Raw genomic sequence first — 18817 nt, 5'->3', positions numbered from 1 at the left:
GCTACACCGTGAGGTTGAAGTTCGGGCTCTTGCCGTAGACCGCCATCGCGGTCAGCACGACCACGACAACGATCGTGATCAACGACAGCCGCATCGACCGGCCGACCGCTTCACCGACGCCTACCGGGCCGCCGCTGGCGGTGTAGCCGTAGTAGCAGTGGGTGGTCATCACGACCACCGCGACCAGTATCACCTCCGCGAACGACCAGCCCACGTCGTTGAGGCGCAGGAATGTGTGGAAGTAGTGGTTGTAGGTGCCGGCGGACTGCCCGTAGAAGAAAACCGTGGTGACCTGCTGGGACATGAAGGCCATGGTGATCGCCAACCCGTAGAGCGGGATGATGACGACGAGACCCGCCACCACCCGGGTGGACGCCAGATAGGCGACCGACCGGATGCTCATCACCTCCAGCGCGTCGATCTCCTCGCTGATGCGCATGGCGCCCAGTTCCGCGGTCGCGCCCGCCCCGACCGTTGCGGCCAACGCCTGACCGGCGGCCACCGGCGCGACGAACCGCACGTTGACCAGTGCGGCCAAGAACCCGGTGAATGCCTCGACACCGATGTTGCCCAGGGTCGCGTAGCCCTGGATAGCGACCAGCGACCCCGCGGACAGGGTGATGAAGCCGACGATGGCGGCGGTGCCGCCGACCACCGCCATCGCGCCGGTGCCCATCCCCATCTGGGCGACCATCCGCAACATCTCTTTGCGGTAGCGGCGCATGGCGAACGGGATCTGCCCGACGGCAGTCATCGCGAACCAGACCATCTGCCCGATCTCGACCAGTACGCGGGCCGGGGCCTCCCCGTATCGACTGAGGCTGTCCCGCGTGAAGCGGACCCGCAGTGTGGACGGTGCTGCTGAAGTGGCGGTCATCAGCGCCCCGTTCCGAACCGGACACCGATGGTGGTCAGCGCCGCGTTGACCGCGAACAGCGCGATGAAACACAGCACCACCGTCTCGTTGACGGCGGTGCCCAGACCCTTGGACCCGCCGCGCACGATCAGCCCGCGGTAACAGCCGACGAGGCCGGCGATCAGCCCGAACGTCGCGGCCTTGATGAACGCGATAACCACCTCGGGCAGGCCGGTCAGCGCCGTCAACGTGGAGAGGTAGGCGCCGCTCGAGACGTTCTGCAGGTAAACGCTGAACAGATAGCCGCCACCCAGGCCGACGGCGACCACGAGGCCGTTGAGCAGCACCGCGACCATCGTCGAGGCGACGACGCGCGGCACCACCAGCCGGTGGATCGGGTCGATGCCGAGCACCTCGAGGGCGTCGATCTCCTCGCGGATGGTGCGGGCGCCCAGGTCGGCGCAGATGGCGGTGCCCCCGGCGCCGGCGACCACCAGCACGGTCACGATCGGGCCGAGTTGGGTGACCGCGCCGATCGCGGCACCGGCACCGGACACGTCGGCGGCGCCGATCTCGGCGAGCAGCAGGTTGAGCGTGAAGATGAGCAGCACCGTTTCCGGGATGGACACCGCGATGGTGGGCAGCAGCGATACCCGCATCAGGAACCAGCCGGTCCAGATGAACTCGCGCCACTCGAAGGGCTGTCTCAGGGCTTTGCCGGTCAGCACGCACATCCGGAAGAACCCGCCGGCCACTTCCGTGCCCGGCCGGATTCGTTGGCCCACTTTGCCGGCGAACGAGTGCGTCGTGGTCATCGGCGCGGACCCCGAGGCGAATGCGTATCGGACCGCGATCCGTCTGCCGGCCGTTCACACGAGCCATGCGGCGGCGCGGGGGAGAGGCGCAGACGTCGGGCGTTGTTCCGATTCGTAACCCCGCCCATAGAGTGACGACGCCCCGAAAACCGAGGCAGCAGAGAGCATTTAGACGGCGGCTCGAGTACCGACACTTGCCGGCTGCCGCGCGTCGCGACTCGGCCCAAGGGTGCTCTGCGCGACCCCGCGCGTCGCGCATCACGCGGTTGCAAGTGCGGGCCGACAACGTGGTCCTCCCAGGCGGTGGCCGCGGTCCCCGCCCGTCGGCCCCACGCCGCCATCGTTTGCGCCACGCTGCAACTATCGCATTAGACCGTACGTGCGGTCAATAAATTGTAAATTTCGGCCGATTTCGTCCAAAACGTGGTGGTCGATCCGCGGAACGTCCGGTTTTACTTGGGCTTTTGCGCTTCACGGTGCCTGGCGGGCACAGGGCGGCTCAGCTGTGCGTACCACGCGGCCTACCGGCGAATTAGGCTCCCGCGCAAGATGTTCCGCCGACCGGCCGTCAGCGCGCGCCGGCTGTGACCGCGGCGAGGCACTCGCGTACCACCGAGACGACGCCGGCGGAAGGATTCGTCCACTTGCTGAGCCCGAGGCGGTCGAGCAGGAGCCCGCCGAGGAACACGTCGACGAAAGCCGCGCCGACTTGCTCGGGTGTCCGGGCATCGGCGGGATCGAACCACACCCACATCCACTCCAGCGATCCCCACAACTGCAGCGCCGCCAATTCGACGTCCACGCTTCGGAACACGCCGACGTCTATCCCGTTGCGGATTTCGTCAACGGCGTGTGTTTGCAATTGATCGCGCAGCTTGCGCACGTGCTGCATCGCCGGGTCGTCGGAGAGCTGAACCACCTCGCGCTGGCTCGCAACGGTCGCGTGGCGGGCGCTCACCTGCAGCAGTGCGGAGGCGTAGATGATCGCGGCGATACGCTCGTGCGGCGCGGCCAGGCGGTCCCATGCCATCCGCAGCACATCGAGTTGGAGGGCCAGATGGGTCTCTTCGAGCTCGCGCAACATCTGGGCTTTGGTGCCGAAGTGGTGAACGATCGTGCCCTTCGACATGCCGAGCTCGTCGGCGATGTCACCGATATTCGTTCTGTCATAGCCGCGTTCGGCGACATAGCGGACGAACGCGTCCAGAATCTCGCTTCGCCTGCCAGGCGACCTGGGCATCTTGAACCCTTCGGCATAACTAACCGTACGAACGGTCTATCATAGCGGTCGGCGACGCGAATACAGATAACGGTTTGGTCAGTGGGGGCCGCGGCGTCCCGAGCCGGATCCATCCGGCGCCGTCACGACGTACATGTTCTCGCCGGGGGCCGAGTTGATCTCACCCGCGGTGTACACGGTCAGCAGTTCCCTGCCATCCCGATCGGCGACGCACACATAGGCGTCCGTTTCCTCGTCGTATTCGAAGCCGTCCCAAGCCAATACGAATGCCAGGCAGTTGCCGTCGCGGTCCAGAACGACGAGCTTGTGCACACCGGATTCCTGCAGTAGTTCGGCATCCGATTCCCGGGTGCGCCGTTGAGGGCCGTGGTTGTTGGTGACCGCGAGGCTGTCTAACATCTGCATACTCCCTTACCGAGGGTGTCTCCTTGCGGTCCGGGCGCTCAAACGTTCCGAACCTGCCGGAGACGTTGCTCCCCGAATACTACCTCCGACCAGGGCATTACGGCCCCTCTCATGAGGTCGTAAGTCGCTTGCCAACGGGCCGGCGCCGTCAGTCCCGGCGCGCTGCAGTTCCCCCGGTCGAGGGTGCCGGATCGGCCGCGCGCTCGGCCTTCGCGGGGCGAAGCGCCACCAGCACCACCCCGGCGCCAAAAAGCGCCGCGGTCACCCACGGTAGGTGACCGTCCGGCGCGAACCCCGCGTAGGCGAAGAAATGCAGGCCAGCGGCCGCCAGCGCCGCGCCCACCAGCATGAACACTTCACCCCAGCGTTCCGTGAGGGGCGTACCGACCATGGGCAGCGGGGCCGCAAAAAAGCGCCGCAGCGACCACAACAACACCAGTTCGACCGCCGTCACCACGCCGAGCACGACCACCCACTCCAGCCGGGCCAGCCACCACGCCCCGCTTCCCTCCGGCGGCTGGGGCAGCAGGCCCGCCGGATACGCGACGATCGCGACGATCACGACCGGGATCATGTGCCAGAGGTAGAGCGCCATCACGTTGTTGTTCCCGACGGCAAGCACCCGCTTGATCAGATCGGCACGCAGCACCCGATTCAGCGCGGGCGCGAGCGCCATCACCAATCCCGCCTGCGCGCACGCGAAGGCCAGCATCGCGACGGTGGGCGGCGTCGTGTTCTGCACCGCCTGGCCGGGAACGCCGATCATGCTGACCGGATAACCCGCGAGCGAGATCAACAGCGCCAGCGCAACCGCGGATCCGGCCGCCAGCAGCAGCGGTTTGCGGCCGGCCAATAGCCCGCAGTACCAAGCGATTCCGAGCTGATAGAGCGCCCCCCAGCAGACGAAGTAATTCAGCCAGCCGATGTAGGGCACGTGGCCCACGATCGTGGCGGCGTCCAGAACCGCCACGCCCACCGCCAGGGCGCCCGGCACGAGAAGGCCCCAACGGCGCTGCGCCGCAATCGCAATCGGCGTCAGCGACACCACCACCAGATAGACCGCGAGGAACCATAGGTGCATAGCGACCGCCCAACCCGCGTATTCCAGCACTGTGGCGGGCACGCCATAGGCAACTAGCACCACCACAACTACCGAGACGAGCGCGATGTAGACGGCCGTCGGTCCGAGCACCCGGGCCAGCCGACGCCGAAGCCAGACCTCTCGGGAGAAGCCCTCGGTGCCACATCGATGCGTCCACGACACTGCGCCGGCGTAGCCGGCCGCCAGGAAAAACACCGGAACCGCCTGGAAAACCCAGGTCAGCCATTGGGTCCAGGGTATGTCGACGAGCGGGTTCTCCCGACCGAAAGATCCGTCGTGGTAGGTCACCGATCCCGCCAGCCAATGCCCCAGCACGATCAGGACCACACCCGATACGCGGTAGAAGTCCACCGCGAGATTGCGCGCCGGTTGCACCGTGCCTTGCACGAGCGCCACGGTACCTCGTCCCGTGGCGTCAAGCCGTTCGGCGCACAATGGGGCGATGAAACGGGCTCATCTCGCCGAACTGGAAGTCGGACGCCTCGGCCTGGGCGCGATGGGCATGTCCGTCGCGTATGCCGGTGCCGGTACCGATGACGCCGAATCGATTCGCACCATCCACCGCGCCATCGACCTCGGCGTCACGCTGATCGACACCGCCGAGGTCTACGGCCCCTACGTCAACGAGGAACTCGTCGCTCGTGCCCTTCAGGGCCGGCGCGATCAGGTGGTGCTCGCAACGAAGTTCGGCCTGATCTCCCACACCGGCCGGAACGGCCTCGACAGCAGCCCCGCCAACATCCGCATCGCCGTCGAAGGTTCCCTGAAGCGGCTCGCGACCGACCGCATCGACCTCTACTACCAACACCGCCTCGATCGCGACACCCCGATCGAGGACACGATCGGAGCCCTCGCCGAGCTGGCGGCGGCCGGAAAGATCCGGCACATCGGTCTTTCCGAAGTGGGAGTCAACACCATCCGCCGTGCGCAGGCCGTGCATCCCATCACCGCCGTGCAGTCCGAATACTCGGTATGGACCCGCGATCCCGAGGACGGAGTGCTCGACGTGCTGCGTGAACTGGGCATCGGGTTCGTCGCCTACTCGCCGCTGGGCCGCGGGTTTCTCACCGGCGCCATCCGCTCGAACGGGGAGCTTCCCGACAGCGACTACCGCAAGACCAACCCCCGGTTTTTCGACGAGAACTTCCAGCACAACCTGCGCAGCGCGGACGAACTGCGCGACATCGCCGCCGACGTGGGCGCCACCCCGGCCCAGGTGGCGCTGGCCTGGCTGCTCGCGAAAGGCCCTGACATCGTGCCGATTCCGGGGACAAAGCGCGTCACCCGGCTCGAGGAGAACGCCGCCGCCGACGCCGTCGAGCTCGCGCCCGACCAACTGGCGAGAATCGACCGACTCACCCCGCCGGTCGGTGGCCACCATGCCGAGGCGCAGATGGGATGGATCGACCGGTAGCTGCGCTGTCCGCTTCGCGCAGCTGGCCGTTCGCGCTACTCCGAGGCGGCCAGCGCCGCCGGGCCGTACTTCTTCTCGATCAGCGCCCACGGGTCCGCGTACGGACCCCGGCCCTCGGCCCGGCGCTGCAGCTTCAGCAGGGCGCGCAGCACCGGGCGCAGGATCGGGCCAAGCGCGCACAGGACGATGCGAGTGCGGCCCTGGGATTCGGCGATCCACGCTGTGGTCTGATGCCAGTCGTGCTCTTGGAAGTCAAGCAGCGCTTGGGCTTCCGTGGTGTCGAACCATCCGGTGAAACTCCAGCCGCGGTCGTCGCCGGGGTCGCCGGGCAGACTCGCCGAGGGGCCGAGCCGGCCCAGGCCGGCGGCGGTCATCAGGTCGTCCTCGAGGTCGCGTTGCAGCATCACATACGATTCGTTGCCGCCGATCAGCAGGACCTTGCCGTCGATCGTGGCCTTGCGGTCGACGGCGTTGGCGAATGCCAGCGCCACGTCGCGCGCGTCCACCGTGTGGATGCGATTGTCGCCGGGCATCGACCGCATCAGGGTCAGGTGGTCGCCGTTGATGCCCGCCTGGGTGTCCGGTGAAATCACCCCGCCCAATCGGAACATCGCGTACGGCAGGCCGCTTGCCCGGATCGCGGCCTCGGCCAGCACCTTGTCCTCGCCGTACTGGTCGATCGGCGACACGGGGGTGTCCGGGGTGATCCGCTCGGGATGGCGGTACGGGTTGCGGGACCCGTAGACCGCGGCGCTCGACGCCATCAGGAACAGCGGGGGATCGGGCAGTCGGGCGGCCGCCGCCAGCAGGTTCTCGGTGCCCCCCACGTTGACCCGTCGGGCCAGTGCGGGATTGCGATACGACGGCGGCGAGATGACGGCGGCGAGGTGAATGATCGCTTCGGGCCGATGGGTCGTCACCAGGTCGCCGACCGCCTCGGCGTCCAGCAGGTCGATGTAGGCCTCGATCAGCTGCCCGCCGCCCTGGGACAACTCGGCCGCGGCGGCCAGGGTCTTGTCGGTCCGCAGGTCGGTGGCGACGACGGTGCGTCCCCGGTCGAGCAGGATTTGCGCGCATCGCCTGCCGACCTGGCCGAACGCGCCGGTGATCAGAATCGTGCCAACACTCATCGGCGTATCACTGCTCCATCAATCGGCCGGCGAGCTTGGTGGCTGCCCGCCGGATGCGGTCGGAGATATAGATCGAGAACAGCGGGGTGACGATGTCTTCCCGCAGCCGAGTCAGCTTGGAGCTCTTGATAATCCAGCGCCCGTCGATCCTCTCGTAGGTCTCGTGGTAATGACCGTACCCGACCAGGCTCACCCCTGGCTCGAAGCGGACCACGTCCTGCAGCGCCCACACCCCGCGCGCGGTCGTCGCCGAGGTCAGCTCGATCTCGGGCGCGTGCACCTGGTGCGCCGTCGCCTGCGCGGGACGTCCGATGCTCTTTCGGGTGAACGCCACGAAGTCGTCCGCACCGACGATCAGCTTGCCGCCCGCCGCGGACGTGTCGCTGACGAAGTCGTCGGCGAACAGCGCCCGCCAAGCCGCCCAGTCCTTGGTGTCGAGGTACCGGCAGTAGCGGGCCTTGAGCTGTTTGATGGCCTCGATCGCCAGCAGCGCGGTGGCGTTGTCTTCGGCGGTCCGCTCCGTCATCGCGGCCCAGCGTGACACTTCACCCCGAAACTGTAACCTCTCAACCCTTGAAGTAGACGATCTGGTGCGTGGCGGCCAGCAGTACACCGTCCCGGGTCCATACCTTTGCGCTCTGGTCGAAGTAGCCGCCGGAGAAGCGGTTGGCGTGGGCGGTGGCCAAGACGAAGTCGCCTCCCACGGCGTCAAGCTGGCGCTGATCGGCGAGGAAATAGGTGGTCAACGAGATCGTGCCCGCCGGCGCAACGCCGCGGCGCAAGTAGACCCTGGGGTAGAAGACGTCGCAGAGCGCCGTGAGTCCCGGATAGTCGACGGGGCGTTGCGCTTTGTCGCGCACCCACAGGGTGGTCGTCGACGATGGGCTGGGTTGCGCGCCGGCGCGGGGCGTCGGGCCTTCGACGAACCGCATGTCGTAGAGCTGTGCCCACCGAATGACGTCAGCCATGCCCCCGGGAGCGACCTCTTCCGGCGGCGGCGCGCCCGGCGGGCGGGCTTCGGTGTCGGCCCAGGTCTCGCGGGCCGTCGCGAACACCGCCGTCGCCGTGGCCTTGGCCTCGCCGTCCTGGCGAAGCTCGACGTTCCAGTGCTGATTGGTGCGGTTTGTGCGCACGACCCGAAGCGACAGGTCGAAGCCGCCGTCGACCACCGGTGCGGCGTAGTTGACGGTCAACGCCAACGGTTCTCCGATGCGGTCGGGGTGGGTGTCGATTGCCCGCACGATGGCGGCCGCGGTGATTCCGCCGAACGGGCCCACCATGTTGGCCCACTCCGGATGGGTCGCGCCCCGCCTGAGGTCGGCATCGATCACGTCGAGGGTTAGCGCACTGTCAAAAGGGTGTGTGCCGGTCACGCCGATTCCTTGATCGCCATAGCATCGGGCAGTGGTCGCACACCGATGCGAGTCGTCGGCAGACTACTTCCCGACGGGCCTGACCGCCGGATTGGGGTCAAGGCTGGGGCCGCCGGTCGCGTCGTTATGACGCCAAAACGAAAGGAGGCGCGCATCGCATGAGCATTCCGGACCGTCAGCGCGCGGTGGTGATGCCGGGGCCCGGCGCGCCCCTCGAGACCGTGGACAGGCCCGTCGACGAACCCGGTCCGGGCCAGGCACTGGTCAGGGTCCGCGCGTCGAGCCTGAACTTTCACGACAACGTCAACCTCATGGGGCTACTCCCGGGCCCGTGGCCGCGCGTGCCGATGAGCGACGGCGCAGGAGAGGTGGTGGCGGTCGGACCCGGGGTGGACGGACTTCAACTGGGGGACCGCGTCATGGGCGCGTTTCACCCCGGTTGGCCGGACGGGCCGCCCACGCCGGAGGCCAAACGGGAGCTGCCCGGCGACAGCGAGGACGGGTGGTTGCAGCAGTACCGAGTCGCTGACGCCGCGGGCCTGGTTCGCACGCCCGAGCACCTCAGCGATATCGAAGCGGCCACCCTGCCGTGCGCCGGTGTGACGGCCTGGAGCGCCCTGACGGAAGCCCACATCGGTGACGGCGACGTCGTGGTGACCGAGGGAACCGGCGGGGTATCGCTGTTCACCGTGCAGCTGGCCCGCGCGCTGGGCGCCACGGTGATCTTGACGTCGTCGTCCGACGACAAGCTGAAAATCGGATCGGATTTGGGCGCAACGCATCTCATCAACTACCGTGCGACCCCGGCCTGGGAGACCGAGGTGAAGCGGCTGACGGGCGGCAAGGGCGCCGACCTGGTCGTCGATCTGGGCGGGCCCGCCACACTCGCGCAATCGGTGCACTCGGCGCGACCTGGCGGCACCATCACCGTGGTCGGCGTACTCAGCGGCTTCGACACGGCACCCATCTCGGTGGCGGAAGTGATGCTCAACAACCTGCGGATCATCGGGATCACGGTGGGCAGCGTGCGCGCACACCGGGACCTGTGCGATTTAATATCGGCGACCGGGATCAAGCCCCACATCAGCCACGTCTTCGACTGGGGGAAATTGGACGAGGCAGTGGCCGTGCTGCGTGCCGGCGAGCACGTCGGCAAGATCGCGATAACCATCCCCTGACGAAACCATCGGGAAGGCAACGACGACCATGACGGACTCTCCCTCGCAGCTCATCGACGCCAGGATCAAGGAACTGGACGATTGGCGCGGCGAAATGCTTTCTCGCATCAGGGAATTGATCAAACAGGCCGACCCGGACGTGGTCGAGGAGTGGAAGTGGAGGGGCGTGCCGGTCTGGTACCACGACGGGATGATCTGCACCGGCGAGACGTACAAGAGCGCTGTCAAGGTGACGTTCGCCAAGGGCGCCTCGCTCGACGACCCGTCGGGCCTCTTCAACTCCAGCCTCGACGGCAACACGAGGCGAGCCATCGATTTCCACGAGGGCGACAGGGTCGACGAGGACGCGTTCCAGGCGCTCGTTCGCGCCGCGGTGAGGCTGAACGCGTCCTAGTGTCCGGCCTGTACACCCGCAGGGCGGTGCTGTACAGTCGCCCAGCACAAGCTCGAGGAGGCCCATCGGCGATGACGCACAGGCGAATTCGGTGACCGCTGAGTCGGTCGAAGAATTCCGTAGCCGGGCCAGATCCTGGCTGGCGGCCAACCTGCCGAGGCTTGACTCCGAAGACGCAATGGTCCTCGAGCGCGACGAGCTGGCGTCCTGGCGGCGCGCCCGCGAATTGCAAAGAAAGTTGTACGACGGCGGGTTCGCCGGGATCTGCTTTCCCCGCGAGTATGGCGGGCTCGGGCTGGGGTACGAGTACAAGAAGGCGTTCGACGCCGAGGCGGCGGCCTACGAGACGCCCTTGCTGCTCAACGTCCCGTCGTTCGCGATTTGCTGCGCGACGATCCTGGACAGGGGCACCGAGGACCAGAAGCGCACCCACATCGGAGCGGCGCTGCGCGGCGACGAAGTGCTCGTCCAGCTGCTCTCCGAACCCAGCGGCGGTTCGGACCTCGCGGGCATCATCACCCGCGCCGACCGCCGCGGCGGGCGGTGGGTCATCAACGGCGCCAAGACGTGGAGCACCTGGGCGTTCGCCGCCGACTACGGCCTGTGCCTGGCCCGAACCGACTGGGACGCACCCAAACACAACGGCCTCACGATGTTCCTGCTGCCGCTTCGGCACCCGGGGGTGACGATCAACCGCATCCGTCAGGTCAACGGATCGGTCGAGTTCTGCGAGGAGTTTTTCGACGACGTGGACGTGGGCGACGACGCCGTCGTCGGAGAACCGGGCAAAGGGTGGGACGTCGCGTCACGACAGCTCTACCACGAGCGCCGCACCATGGGCGACGGCTCGGAATACACCAGCGGACCCGGAATCGCTGAGGCCGAGGACATTTCGATCGACCTGATGGCGTTGGTCGACGGCACCGAGCAAGGGGAGAGCGAACGCGTCCGCGAGATGGTCGGCCGCGTCCTGGTCCACCGGGCGGTACACGGGCAACTCAGCGAGCACGTCTACCACGCCGTCGTCGACGGATCCCTGCCACCCGCCGCGGGATCGATCATCCGGCTCGACATGGCCGAGGTGCACGACGTCGAGAACGACACCGCCCTCGCGATCGCCGGTTCGGCGGGAGTGGTCGAGGACGGCGCGGGCCTGCTCGGCATCGGTACGCGATACCTGGGCCGTCAGATCGCCAGCATCGGCGGCGGCACGACGGAGATGGCGCGCAACGTGATCGGCGAGCGGGTCCTGAACTTTCCGCGCGAGTATGCCGCCGACCGCGGTGTCCCGTTCAACCAGGTGCGCCGGGGCAAAGCCGCAAAGGGGAACCACCAGTGAGCGACCGACTTCGCGACATCCGTGAGCTGGCCGACGACACCGCCGCCTACCGCGACGAGTTGTTCCGGCGCTGGACCGGGCTGCTCAGCTACCGCTACATCGGCCGTAACCACTCGGCGATGAACGTCGGCGAGACCGACGACACCGTCACCATCCGCCGCGACATGCGCAACGAGGCCGGTGGACTGATGGTGGCGCCGCTGGCGATCTCCTCCCCGGAGGGATGCCAGACCGACATGGTCGCGGTGCCCAACCCGGTCATCGCGTCGGTGCAGATCATCGACCCCGGCTACGACGTCACGCGGATCGAGATCGTCGGGTCCGGCATCGTGCACCAGGGCCGGACCATGGGTTACGGGCGGTGCAAGATCGTCGACGCCGACAACCCCGACCGGGTGATCGCCTTCAACGAGGGGCAGGGGGCCGTCATCGGCGTCCCACCGGAAGGCCTTGACAAGATGGATGTTTCGGGCACCGAGCTGGTGATCGAGGACTCGCCCGATCTGCCTCCGCTGTGGCAGGCCTTCGGTGCCAGCAAGCGCGACGACGGCCACTGGGTGCTGCCGGCGCTGAGCGCCGAGCTCGCGTCGCCGGATGCCGCGCTGCACATCGGGCCGCAACACGTCGTCCTCGAGACCTCGGCGACCGACCTGGCCGCCGAGGTCGCCGGCACCAGGAAGGTTCAGGTCGTCAGCTGGCACGTGATGTTCATGTCACGCGGGAAGGTGGGCCCGTTCCGCGTGGAGGGCACGGCGCACGCCGGTTCAGGAGGCGGGCCCGGACGCATCGGTGTACGCATGCTCCTGCACGACGAAGGAAACGCGGACAAGGCCGTCACGTCCGCCGCGGCGATCTTCGAGACTGTGACCCCCCGCGGGATTTAATTCAGCCGGAATTAACGGCCAACGGCCGGTAAAGCTTTCCTCCGCGACGGCCGCGGCGTGCCTCGGCCCTTGACGCGCGTGACCTGGCAGGCAATGATCTTTGCCATTGGCAATGATCGACGCTAGACACGGTGAATGTTAGAAACAGTCCGATGTGTGATTTTGGCGGTTTGGGTCAATCCGAACCAGTGTCGAGCCTTGAAAGTGATGGGGGAACGATGAAGCAGCACGGAATGCTTAGCAAGATTTCTGCGTGCGCGTTCGGCGTGCTGGCGGCGGTCATGCTGATGCCGGCCACCGTCGCGCGCGCAGACCAGACCGACGAGGACTTCACGAATTACCTGCAGGCGCATGGCGTCGACCTTGGTGGCCCGGCAATGGACGTGAAGGCGGCCCAGGTCATGTGCAAAGACCTCGGTGCCGGGTACAGCCAGAAGGATGAGATCGACCAGCTGACGGGCGCGCACCGGTTGAGCCAGTCACAAGCGGAGATGTTCGTCGGCGCGGCCACCGCGGACTACTGCCCCGGAAAGCACCCGGCTAGCAAGCCAAGCAAGTAAGGGCCCTCGGCGAAGTCCTGGTCATACGATTGCGCGCATATGTATGGTGCAAGCGACGCACCGACATGACAGGAGACGCGCAGTGGCAGAACGGTTGGCGGGAAAGGTCGCGCTCGTCAGTGGCGGCGCGCGGGGGATGGGCGCATCGCATGTGCGCACCCTGGTGGCCGAGGGCGCCAAGGTGGTGTTCGGCGACATCCTGGACGACGAGGGCAAGGCCGTCGCGGCCGAGCTCGGTGACGCCGTTCGCTACGTGCATCTGGACGTCACCAAGCCCGAACAGTGGGAAGCCGCGGTGGCCACCGCCGTGACCGAGTTCGGCGGGGTCGACGTGCTGGTGAACAACGCCGGCATCCTCAACATCGGCACCATCGAGGACTACGAACTCTCCGAGTGGCACAAGATCCTCGACGTCAACCTGACCGGGGTCTTCCTCGGCATCCGCGCCGTGGCCAAACCGATGAAGGACGCGGGACGGGGATCGATCATCAACATCTCGTCCATCGAGGGGATGGCCGGGACCATCGCGTGCCACGGGTACACCGCAACCAAATTCGCGGTGCGGGGCCTGACGAAGTCGACCGCGCTGGAGTTGGGCCCGAGCGGCATCCGGGTGAACTCGATCCATCCCGGGCTGATCAAGACGCCGATGACCGAGTGGGTCCCCGAAGACATCTTCCACACCGCGCTGGGCAGGATCGCCCAGCCGAAAGAGGTCTCCAACCTCGTCGTCTATTTGGCCAGCGACGAGTCCAGTTATTCGACCGGCTCCGAGTTCGTCGTGGACGGCGGCACCACCGCCGGCCTTGCGCACAAGGACTTCTCGGCGGTCGACGCCAGCCAGCAGCCCGAGTGGGTGACGTAACCCGTTAGCCACGTCGAAACTGGCGCAGAGGTCCTAGACCGTCGCCAGGGATTCGGCCTTCTTGTCCGGCGTGGGCCAGGGTGAGGGGATCGGCCGTTGCCGCACGCGCTGCGGCCACCAGAACCATTTGCCCAACAGCGCCGCGATCGACGGTGTCATCAGCGACCGCACGATCAACGTGTCGAACAACAGCCCCAGGCCGATGGTGGTGCCGACCTGGCCGATGACCGTGAGCTCACTGACGGCCATCGTCATCATCGTGAAGGCGAACACCAGCCCCGCCGAGGTGACCACGGATCCGGTTCCGCCCATTGCCCGGATGATGCCGGTGTTCAGCCCGGCGTGGATCTCCTCCTTGAACCGGGACACCAGCAGCAGGTTGTAGTCGGCGCCGACGGCCAGCAGGATGATGACCGACATCGCCAGGACCATCCAGTGCAGTTCGATGCCGATCAGGTGTTGCCAGATGAGCACGGACAGACCGAAGGACGCTCCCAGGGAGATCAAGACGGTGCCGACGATCACCGCCGAGCCGACGACGCTGCGCGTGATGATCAGCATGATGATGAAAATCAGGCACAGCGAGGCGATTCCGGCGATCAGCAGGTCATAGTTGCTGCCGTCCTGCATGTCCTTGTAGGTTGCCGCGGTGCCGCCGAGGTAGATCTTGGAGCCCTCCAGCGGCGTGCCCTTCAGCGATTCGTAAGCGGCCTTCTTGATCGCATCGATGTGCGAAATGCCCTCTGGCGTCATCGGATCGCCGTCGTGGCTGATGATGAACCGCACGGCGTGGCCGTCGGGCGAAAGGAAGTTCTTCATGCCCTTCTTGAACTCGGCGTTGTTGAACGTTTCCGGGGGCAGGTAGAACGAGTCGTCGTTCTTGGACGCGTCGAACGCCTTGCCCATCGCGTTCGAGTTCTTCTGAGCCTCGTTCTGCTGATCCTGCAGGCCCTTCTGGGTCGAATACATGGTCAGCATGGTCGTTTTCATCGCCCGCATGTTCTCGATCATGGAGGGCATCAGCGCCACCATCTGGGGCATCAGGGTGTCGAGATGATCCATGATGGGCAGCAGGCTCTCGATGTCGTCGGTCATCGTGTCGATGCCGTCGAGGGCGTCGAACACGGACCGGAGCGACCAGCACACCGGGATGTCGTAGCAGTGCTTTTCCCAGTAGAAGTAGCTGCGGATCGGCCGGAAGAAGTCCTCGAAATCGGCCATGTGCTGACGTAATTCGTCGATGTCGATGGTCATCTCGTGCATCTTCTTGACCATCAGATGCATGTCGTTGGCCATCTGCGCGGTGATGCTCTGCATCTTTTCCATGCTGTCGATGGTGGTCTGCATCATGTCGGCCTGGTGCAGCATGTCGGCCATCTGGTCCGCCTGGTACTTCTGATTCATCTGCTGGGTGACGCCCTGCATGCTGATCTGGAACGGGATCGAGGTGTGCTCGATCGGCGTGCCCTGTGGACGCGTAATCGCCTGCACGCGAGAGATTCCGGGCACTCGGAAGATCGCCTTGGCGACTTTGTCGATCACCAGGAAGTCGGCGGAATTGCGCAGATCGTGGTCGCTTTCGATCATCAGGAGCTCGGGGTTCATCCGCGCGTTCGAGAAATGCCGGTCCGCGGCCGCGTAACCGGCGTTCGCCGGCAGGTCTGCGGGCAGGTACTTGCGGTCGTTGTAGTTGGTCCGGTATCCGGGCAGCGTCAGCAAGCCGACGAGCGCGATCGCGATCGTCACGATCAGCACGGGGCCGGGCCACCGGACGACGACGGCGCCGACCTTGCGCCAGCCGCGGGTCCGCTGCGCCCGCTTGGGCTCGAGCGTTTGGCGGAATCGCGCTGCCACCGAGATCACCGCGGGGCCAAGGGTCAAGGCGGCCGCGACCACGACCACCATGCCGATGGCCAACGGGATGCCCAGCGTCTGGAAGTACGGCAGGTTGGTGAAGTGCAGGCAGAACGTTGCGCCCGCGATGGTCAGGCCCGACCCGAGCACCACGTGTGCGGTGCCGCCAAACATGGTGTAGTAGGCGTCTTCTCGCGATTCGCCGACCGACCGGGCCTCCTGATATCGCCCGATCAGGAAGATCGCATAGTCGGTCGCGGCCGCGATCGCCAGCGTCACCAACAGGTTGGTGGCGAAGGTGGAGAGCCCGATGATGTTGTAGTAGCCGAGGAAGGCCACCATGCCGCGCGCGGCGGACAGTTCGAGCACGACCATCACCAACGTCAGCAGCACCGTGATGATGGACCGGTAGACCAACAGCAGCATCGCGATGATCACGATGAACGTGACGGTGGTGATCACCTGCAGGCTGCGGTCACCGGCGATGTGCTGATCGGCCTGCACGGCGGCGGGTCCGGTGACGTAGGCCTTGACCCCGTTCGGCGCGGGGAGGCTTTTGACGATGCTTTGCACGGCCTCGACGGACTCGTTGGCCAGGGCCTCGCCTTGGTTGCCGGCGAGGTAGACCTGGACGTAGGCGGCCTTGCCGTCGTTGCTCTGGACACCGGCGCCGCTCAGTGGATCGCTCCACATGTCCTGGACGTGCTCGACGTGTTTGGTGTCGGCGTCGAGCTTTTTGACCATCTGGTCGTAGTAGGCGTGGGCGTCGGCGCCTAACGGATTTTGGCCCTCCAGCACGATCATGACGGAGCTGTTGGACTTGTATTCGCGGAAGACGTCACCCATGTGTTTCGTCGCGATGACCGATTGCGCGTCGTCCGGGCTCATCGAGACCGAGCGCAGCTTCCCGACCTCGTCCAGCTGCGGAACGATCGTGTTGAGCACCGCGATGATCGCGATCCAGCCCAGGATGATGGGAACGGCGAACGTTCGGATGATTCGCGGGATCGCCGGGCGCACGGCGTGTCTGGTGATCGGGAGGGTGTCGGTCGGGTGTTCAGCGCTTGCACTCATGCGGATTTCACCAAGCAAAAGGTCAGGGCGTGCACGCCGTCGGTTATCTTCTCGTCCTTCACTTCGTCGTCGATGGTGATGCGACAACCGAGGCGGTCACCGTCGCTTTGTGCCGAGAGGTTGGGGAACACCGACGGGGCGGTCGTGCTCAGGACCAGGGTCCAGGGCAGCGGCGCGTCGTCGATCCGCTTCGGGTCGGCGGACAGATCCAGGTAGTTGACGTTGGCGTGACTGGCCGAACCGAAGATCTCGTACTTGACGACCTTGGGCTTGAACGGCTTGGAATCCTCCTGCCGTGGGCTCACCATGGTGGCGTTCTCGGCGGCGAAGAACGACTTGACCCGCACCACGGCGAAGCCTCCGATCACCACCACCGCCACGATCAACAGCGGCAACCACGCGTTGCGCACGACCCTGGATAGCTGCACCTGCGTGGATTCCTCTCCTGGTCAACCGATGGTGCCGCGTCGCCCGCTAGGTGATCGCCGCATCGCGTTGCGCCACAACGCAGCTCATGAGCAGCCATGATCCGCACGGTTTGGGCCGTCGGTCCCCTGGAATCTGCCCCTGCATCGCCGAACCCCCGCCTGACGCCACCAAAGCATAATACATCGCCTGCATAATTTGCAGACCGTGCAAACGAAGGTGATCTAGGTAACTATCCGGCGGTCACTTCGCGAAGATGCTGTTGACCAGCTCGGCAGCGCTTTCGACGTAAGGCATCGGCGTGTCGTCCGAGTCCTTCGGCTCGCCACTGGCCCAGCGTTCGATGCCCGAACGCACGGCCGTCAGCGCCAGCGCGGCGATCAACGCGGGTATTTCGTCGTCCGGCCGCATCGCCTGCCGGCGGGCGACGATGTCGGTCAGCTGGTTCTGGAACCGCTCCAGCTCGGCCAGGAACGCGGCCATGACCGCTGGGCTGGTCTTGGCAAGCTCGAGCATGCCGACCGCCTGTTCGCGTCGCGGGGGCACGTCGCGCAGATGGTGCGCTGCCAGCGTGATCAGTTCCGCCAGGACCACCCGATACGGGGCGGGTCCGGCCGCGACGAAATCTTCGGCCAGCTCGGCGGGTATGTCGGAGGGGCCGTAGGCGATCGCGGATTCCTTGGTGGGGAAGTAGTTGAAGAACGTCCGCGTGGAGATTCCCGCCTCGACGCAGATCTCCTCGATGGTCACCTTGTCGAAACCGCGGTTGGTGGTCAGGCGCACGGCGGCGTCGCGGATGTCCGCGCTCGTCTGGCGGCGACGCCGCTCGCGCAGACCCATCGGGTGGCACTGATTGCGCATGCCACTCATCGTTGCACAAACCGCAAAGTTTGCAGTCAAATGTCGCGAGTGGCGAGGGCCGCGCGCAGGTGAGCGCACTGACTGGCGAAGAACCTGGCCGAAATCGGCGCCTTCTCCGCGATCTGGTCGAACGCGTGAAACGCGCCCGGAACGATCTCTTCGTGCACGGGCACCCCGGCCTCCCGCAGGCGTCGCCCGTAGTCCAAGCACTCCCGATAGAAGAGGTCCAATGTCCCGACGCCGATCCAGGCCGGCGGCAGGCCCGACAGGTCTTGCCGACGCGCCGGCGCCGCCTCTCGAGGATCCGCGCCGTTGAGGTACCACCGCCACGCCAGCTGGTTGTCGGTTTCGGTCCACATGAGCCGCTTCTGGCCGTCGTGACTGGTGCCGGTGCGGTCGTCGAGCATCGGGTAGACCAGCATCTGGAACGCGACTTTGACGTCGCCGCGGTCGTGTGCCCGCTGGGCCACCGCGGCCGCGAAATGTCCACCTGCACTGGCCCCGCCGACGGCGACGCGGTCCGGATCTACCCACGGTTGGTGTGCCAGCCACCGCAGCGCCGCGTAGCAGTCCTCGACCGGGATCGGATACGGGTGCTCCGGCGCCAGCCGGTGTTCCACCGCGGCCACCGCGACACCGGTGAGATGCGACAGCTTGCGCAGAAACTTGTCGTCCTGGGCGGCGTGTCCCATGATCGTGCCGCCGCCGTGGATCCACAGCATCGCCGCCGCCGGGTGGCTACGGCTGACGGGTAGGTGCAGGCGAACCGTGACGTGCTCGTCGACCCTGGCCACCGGGACGCTCCGCAACCGCCCCGCGTTGCCCATCAGGTTCATCACCGCACGCTGGACCCGGTAGCCGCGGTGCAGGGCGTATCCGCGCGGCAAGAAGTGGGCCGCCTTGCGCAGTCCGGGATCCAACGCGTGCCGCGACGTGAAGGCGTTGCCGGCGTGTGTGTTTGCCATCGCGTGCCCTCCGGTCCGGTGCGCCGACCATACCTGACGTGGTCATCAACTGATTGGCCCGCGCGCCGAGAGGGTAAACGGG

At 66.4% G+C, this 18817-nt stretch carries 19 protein-coding genes; 7 read left to right on the top strand and 12 right to left on the bottom strand.

Translation table 11 applies throughout. The features are described from left to right. Window position 1: 1 nt before the first annotated feature. The 5 genes from AC5Y2S_RS22310 to AC5Y2S_RS22290 all read right to left on the bottom strand — a co-directional run bounded on the left by AC5Y2S_RS22310 (window position 2) and on the right by AC5Y2S_RS22290 (window position 4814). On the bottom strand, window positions 2-877 hold the full coding sequence (locus tag AC5Y2S_RS22310) for an MlaE family ABC transporter permease (protein WP_499958416.1): 876 nt from the start codon (window positions 875-877) through the stop codon (window positions 2-4). Continuing rightward, window positions 877-1590: an MlaE family ABC transporter permease gene (locus AC5Y2S_RS22305; protein ID WP_369830390.1), complete on the bottom strand. Its 714-nt coding sequence runs from the start codon at window positions 1588-1590 to the stop codon at window positions 877-879. Before AC5Y2S_RS22305 ends, AC5Y2S_RS22310 begins: the two co-directional genes overlap by 1 nt. Window positions 1591-2239: 649 nt before the next feature. Next, entirely contained in the window at window positions 2240-2911 is a 672-nt protein-coding gene (locus AC5Y2S_RS22300) for a TetR/AcrR family transcriptional regulator (RefSeq protein ID WP_499958415.1), read from the bottom strand. Between the two features lie 78 nt (window positions 2912-2989). Beyond that, a complete protein-coding gene (locus AC5Y2S_RS22295) occupies window positions 2990-3310 on the bottom strand; it encodes a hypothetical protein (RefSeq protein WP_499958414.1) in 321 nt (106 codons plus the stop codon). Window positions 3311-3464: 154 nt separating this feature from the next. Continuing rightward, window positions 3465-4814 (bottom strand): acyltransferase family protein, encoded by a 1350-nt coding sequence (locus AC5Y2S_RS22290; RefSeq protein ID WP_499958412.1) that lies wholly within the window; start codon window positions 4812-4814, stop codon window positions 3465-3467. A 46-nt stretch (window positions 4815-4860) separates the two neighbouring features. Here AC5Y2S_RS22290 and AC5Y2S_RS22285 point away from each other — a divergent pair, with 46 nt between their 5' ends. Then, window positions 4861-5832, top strand: coding sequence for an aldo/keto reductase (locus AC5Y2S_RS22285; RefSeq protein WP_499958410.1), 972 nt, complete (start codon window positions 4861-4863; stop codon window positions 5830-5832). A gap of 35 nt (window positions 5833-5867) precedes the next feature. On the opposite strand, the gene AC5Y2S_RS22280 is transcribed toward AC5Y2S_RS22285, so the two are convergent. From AC5Y2S_RS22280 to AC5Y2S_RS22270, 3 genes are read right to left on the bottom strand one after another with little or no spacing between them, the layout of a single operon-like run. Then, window positions 5868-6962 carry an NAD-dependent epimerase/dehydratase family protein gene (locus AC5Y2S_RS22280; RefSeq protein WP_499958408.1) on the bottom strand — a complete coding sequence of 365 codons (1095 nt, stop codon included), beginning with the start codon at window positions 6960-6962 and terminating at the stop codon, window positions 5868-5870. Between the two features lie 7 nt (window positions 6963-6969). Then, window positions 6970-7488 (bottom strand): nuclear transport factor 2 family protein, encoded by a 519-nt coding sequence (locus AC5Y2S_RS22275; RefSeq protein WP_499958406.1) that lies wholly within the window; start codon window positions 7486-7488, stop codon window positions 6970-6972. A gap of 40 nt (window positions 7489-7528) precedes the next feature. After that, window positions 7529-8335, bottom strand: a complete 807-nt coding sequence (locus tag AC5Y2S_RS22270) for an acyl-CoA thioesterase (RefSeq protein ID WP_499958405.1) — start codon at window positions 8333-8335, stop codon at window positions 7529-7531. 158 nt (window positions 8336-8493) lie between these two features. Between AC5Y2S_RS22270 and AC5Y2S_RS22265 the strand changes: the two genes are divergently transcribed. The 6 genes from AC5Y2S_RS22265 (at window position 8494) to AC5Y2S_RS22240 (ending at window position 13555) form a co-directional block, all read left to right on the top strand. Continuing rightward, entirely contained in the window at window positions 8494-9513 is a 1020-nt protein-coding gene (locus AC5Y2S_RS22265) for a zinc-dependent alcohol dehydrogenase family protein (protein WP_499958404.1), read from the top strand. Window positions 9514-9541: 28 nt separating this feature from the next. Next, entirely contained in the window at window positions 9542-9907 is a 366-nt protein-coding gene (locus AC5Y2S_RS22260) for a DUF1801 domain-containing protein (RefSeq protein ID WP_499958403.1), read from the top strand. A gap of 91 nt (window positions 9908-9998) precedes the next feature. Next, a complete protein-coding gene (locus tag AC5Y2S_RS22255) occupies window positions 9999-11246 on the top strand; it encodes an acyl-CoA dehydrogenase family protein (RefSeq protein ID WP_499958401.1) in 1248 nt (415 codons plus the stop codon). After that, entirely contained in the window at window positions 11243-12130 is an 888-nt protein-coding gene (locus AC5Y2S_RS22250; RefSeq protein WP_499958400.1) for a hypothetical protein, read from the top strand. The genes AC5Y2S_RS22255 and AC5Y2S_RS22250 overlap by 4 nt, the downstream gene beginning before the upstream one ends. A gap of 233 nt (window positions 12131-12363) precedes the next feature. Next, a complete protein-coding gene (locus AC5Y2S_RS22245) occupies window positions 12364-12690 on the top strand; it encodes a DUF732 domain-containing protein (protein WP_499958399.1) in 327 nt (108 codons plus the stop codon). A gap of 82 nt (window positions 12691-12772) precedes the next feature. Next, window positions 12773-13555 (top strand): SDR family oxidoreductase, encoded by a 783-nt coding sequence (locus AC5Y2S_RS22240; RefSeq protein WP_499958398.1) that lies wholly within the window; start codon window positions 12773-12775, stop codon window positions 13553-13555. A 33-nt stretch (window positions 13556-13588) separates the two neighbouring features. On the opposite strand, the gene AC5Y2S_RS22235 is transcribed toward AC5Y2S_RS22240, so the two are convergent. The 4 genes from AC5Y2S_RS22235 to AC5Y2S_RS22220 form a co-directional block, all read right to left on the bottom strand. Then, window positions 13589-16483 carry an MMPL/RND family transporter gene (locus AC5Y2S_RS22235; protein WP_499958396.1) on the bottom strand — a complete coding sequence of 965 codons (2895 nt, stop codon included), beginning with the start codon at window positions 16481-16483 and terminating at the stop codon, window positions 13589-13591. Next, complete coding sequence (locus AC5Y2S_RS22230; RefSeq protein WP_499906211.1) at window positions 16480-16911, bottom strand: MmpS family transport accessory protein; 432 nt, start codon at window positions 16909-16911, stop codon at window positions 16480-16482. The genes AC5Y2S_RS22235 and AC5Y2S_RS22230 overlap by 4 nt, the downstream gene beginning before the upstream one ends. 241 nt (window positions 16912-17152) lie before the next feature. Further along, a complete protein-coding gene (locus AC5Y2S_RS22225; RefSeq protein WP_499958394.1) occupies window positions 17153-17770 on the bottom strand; it encodes a TetR family transcriptional regulator in 618 nt (205 codons plus the stop codon). A gap of 35 nt (window positions 17771-17805) precedes the next feature. Further along, window positions 17806-18735 (bottom strand): alpha/beta hydrolase, encoded by a 930-nt coding sequence (locus AC5Y2S_RS22220; protein ID WP_499958393.1) that lies wholly within the window; start codon window positions 18733-18735, stop codon window positions 17806-17808. Window positions 18736-18817: the final 82 nt, after the last annotated feature.

The organism is Mycobacterium sp. NGS69 (genome assembly GCF_059812165.1).
This window is presented reverse-complemented; position numbering and strand designations above follow the sequence as displayed.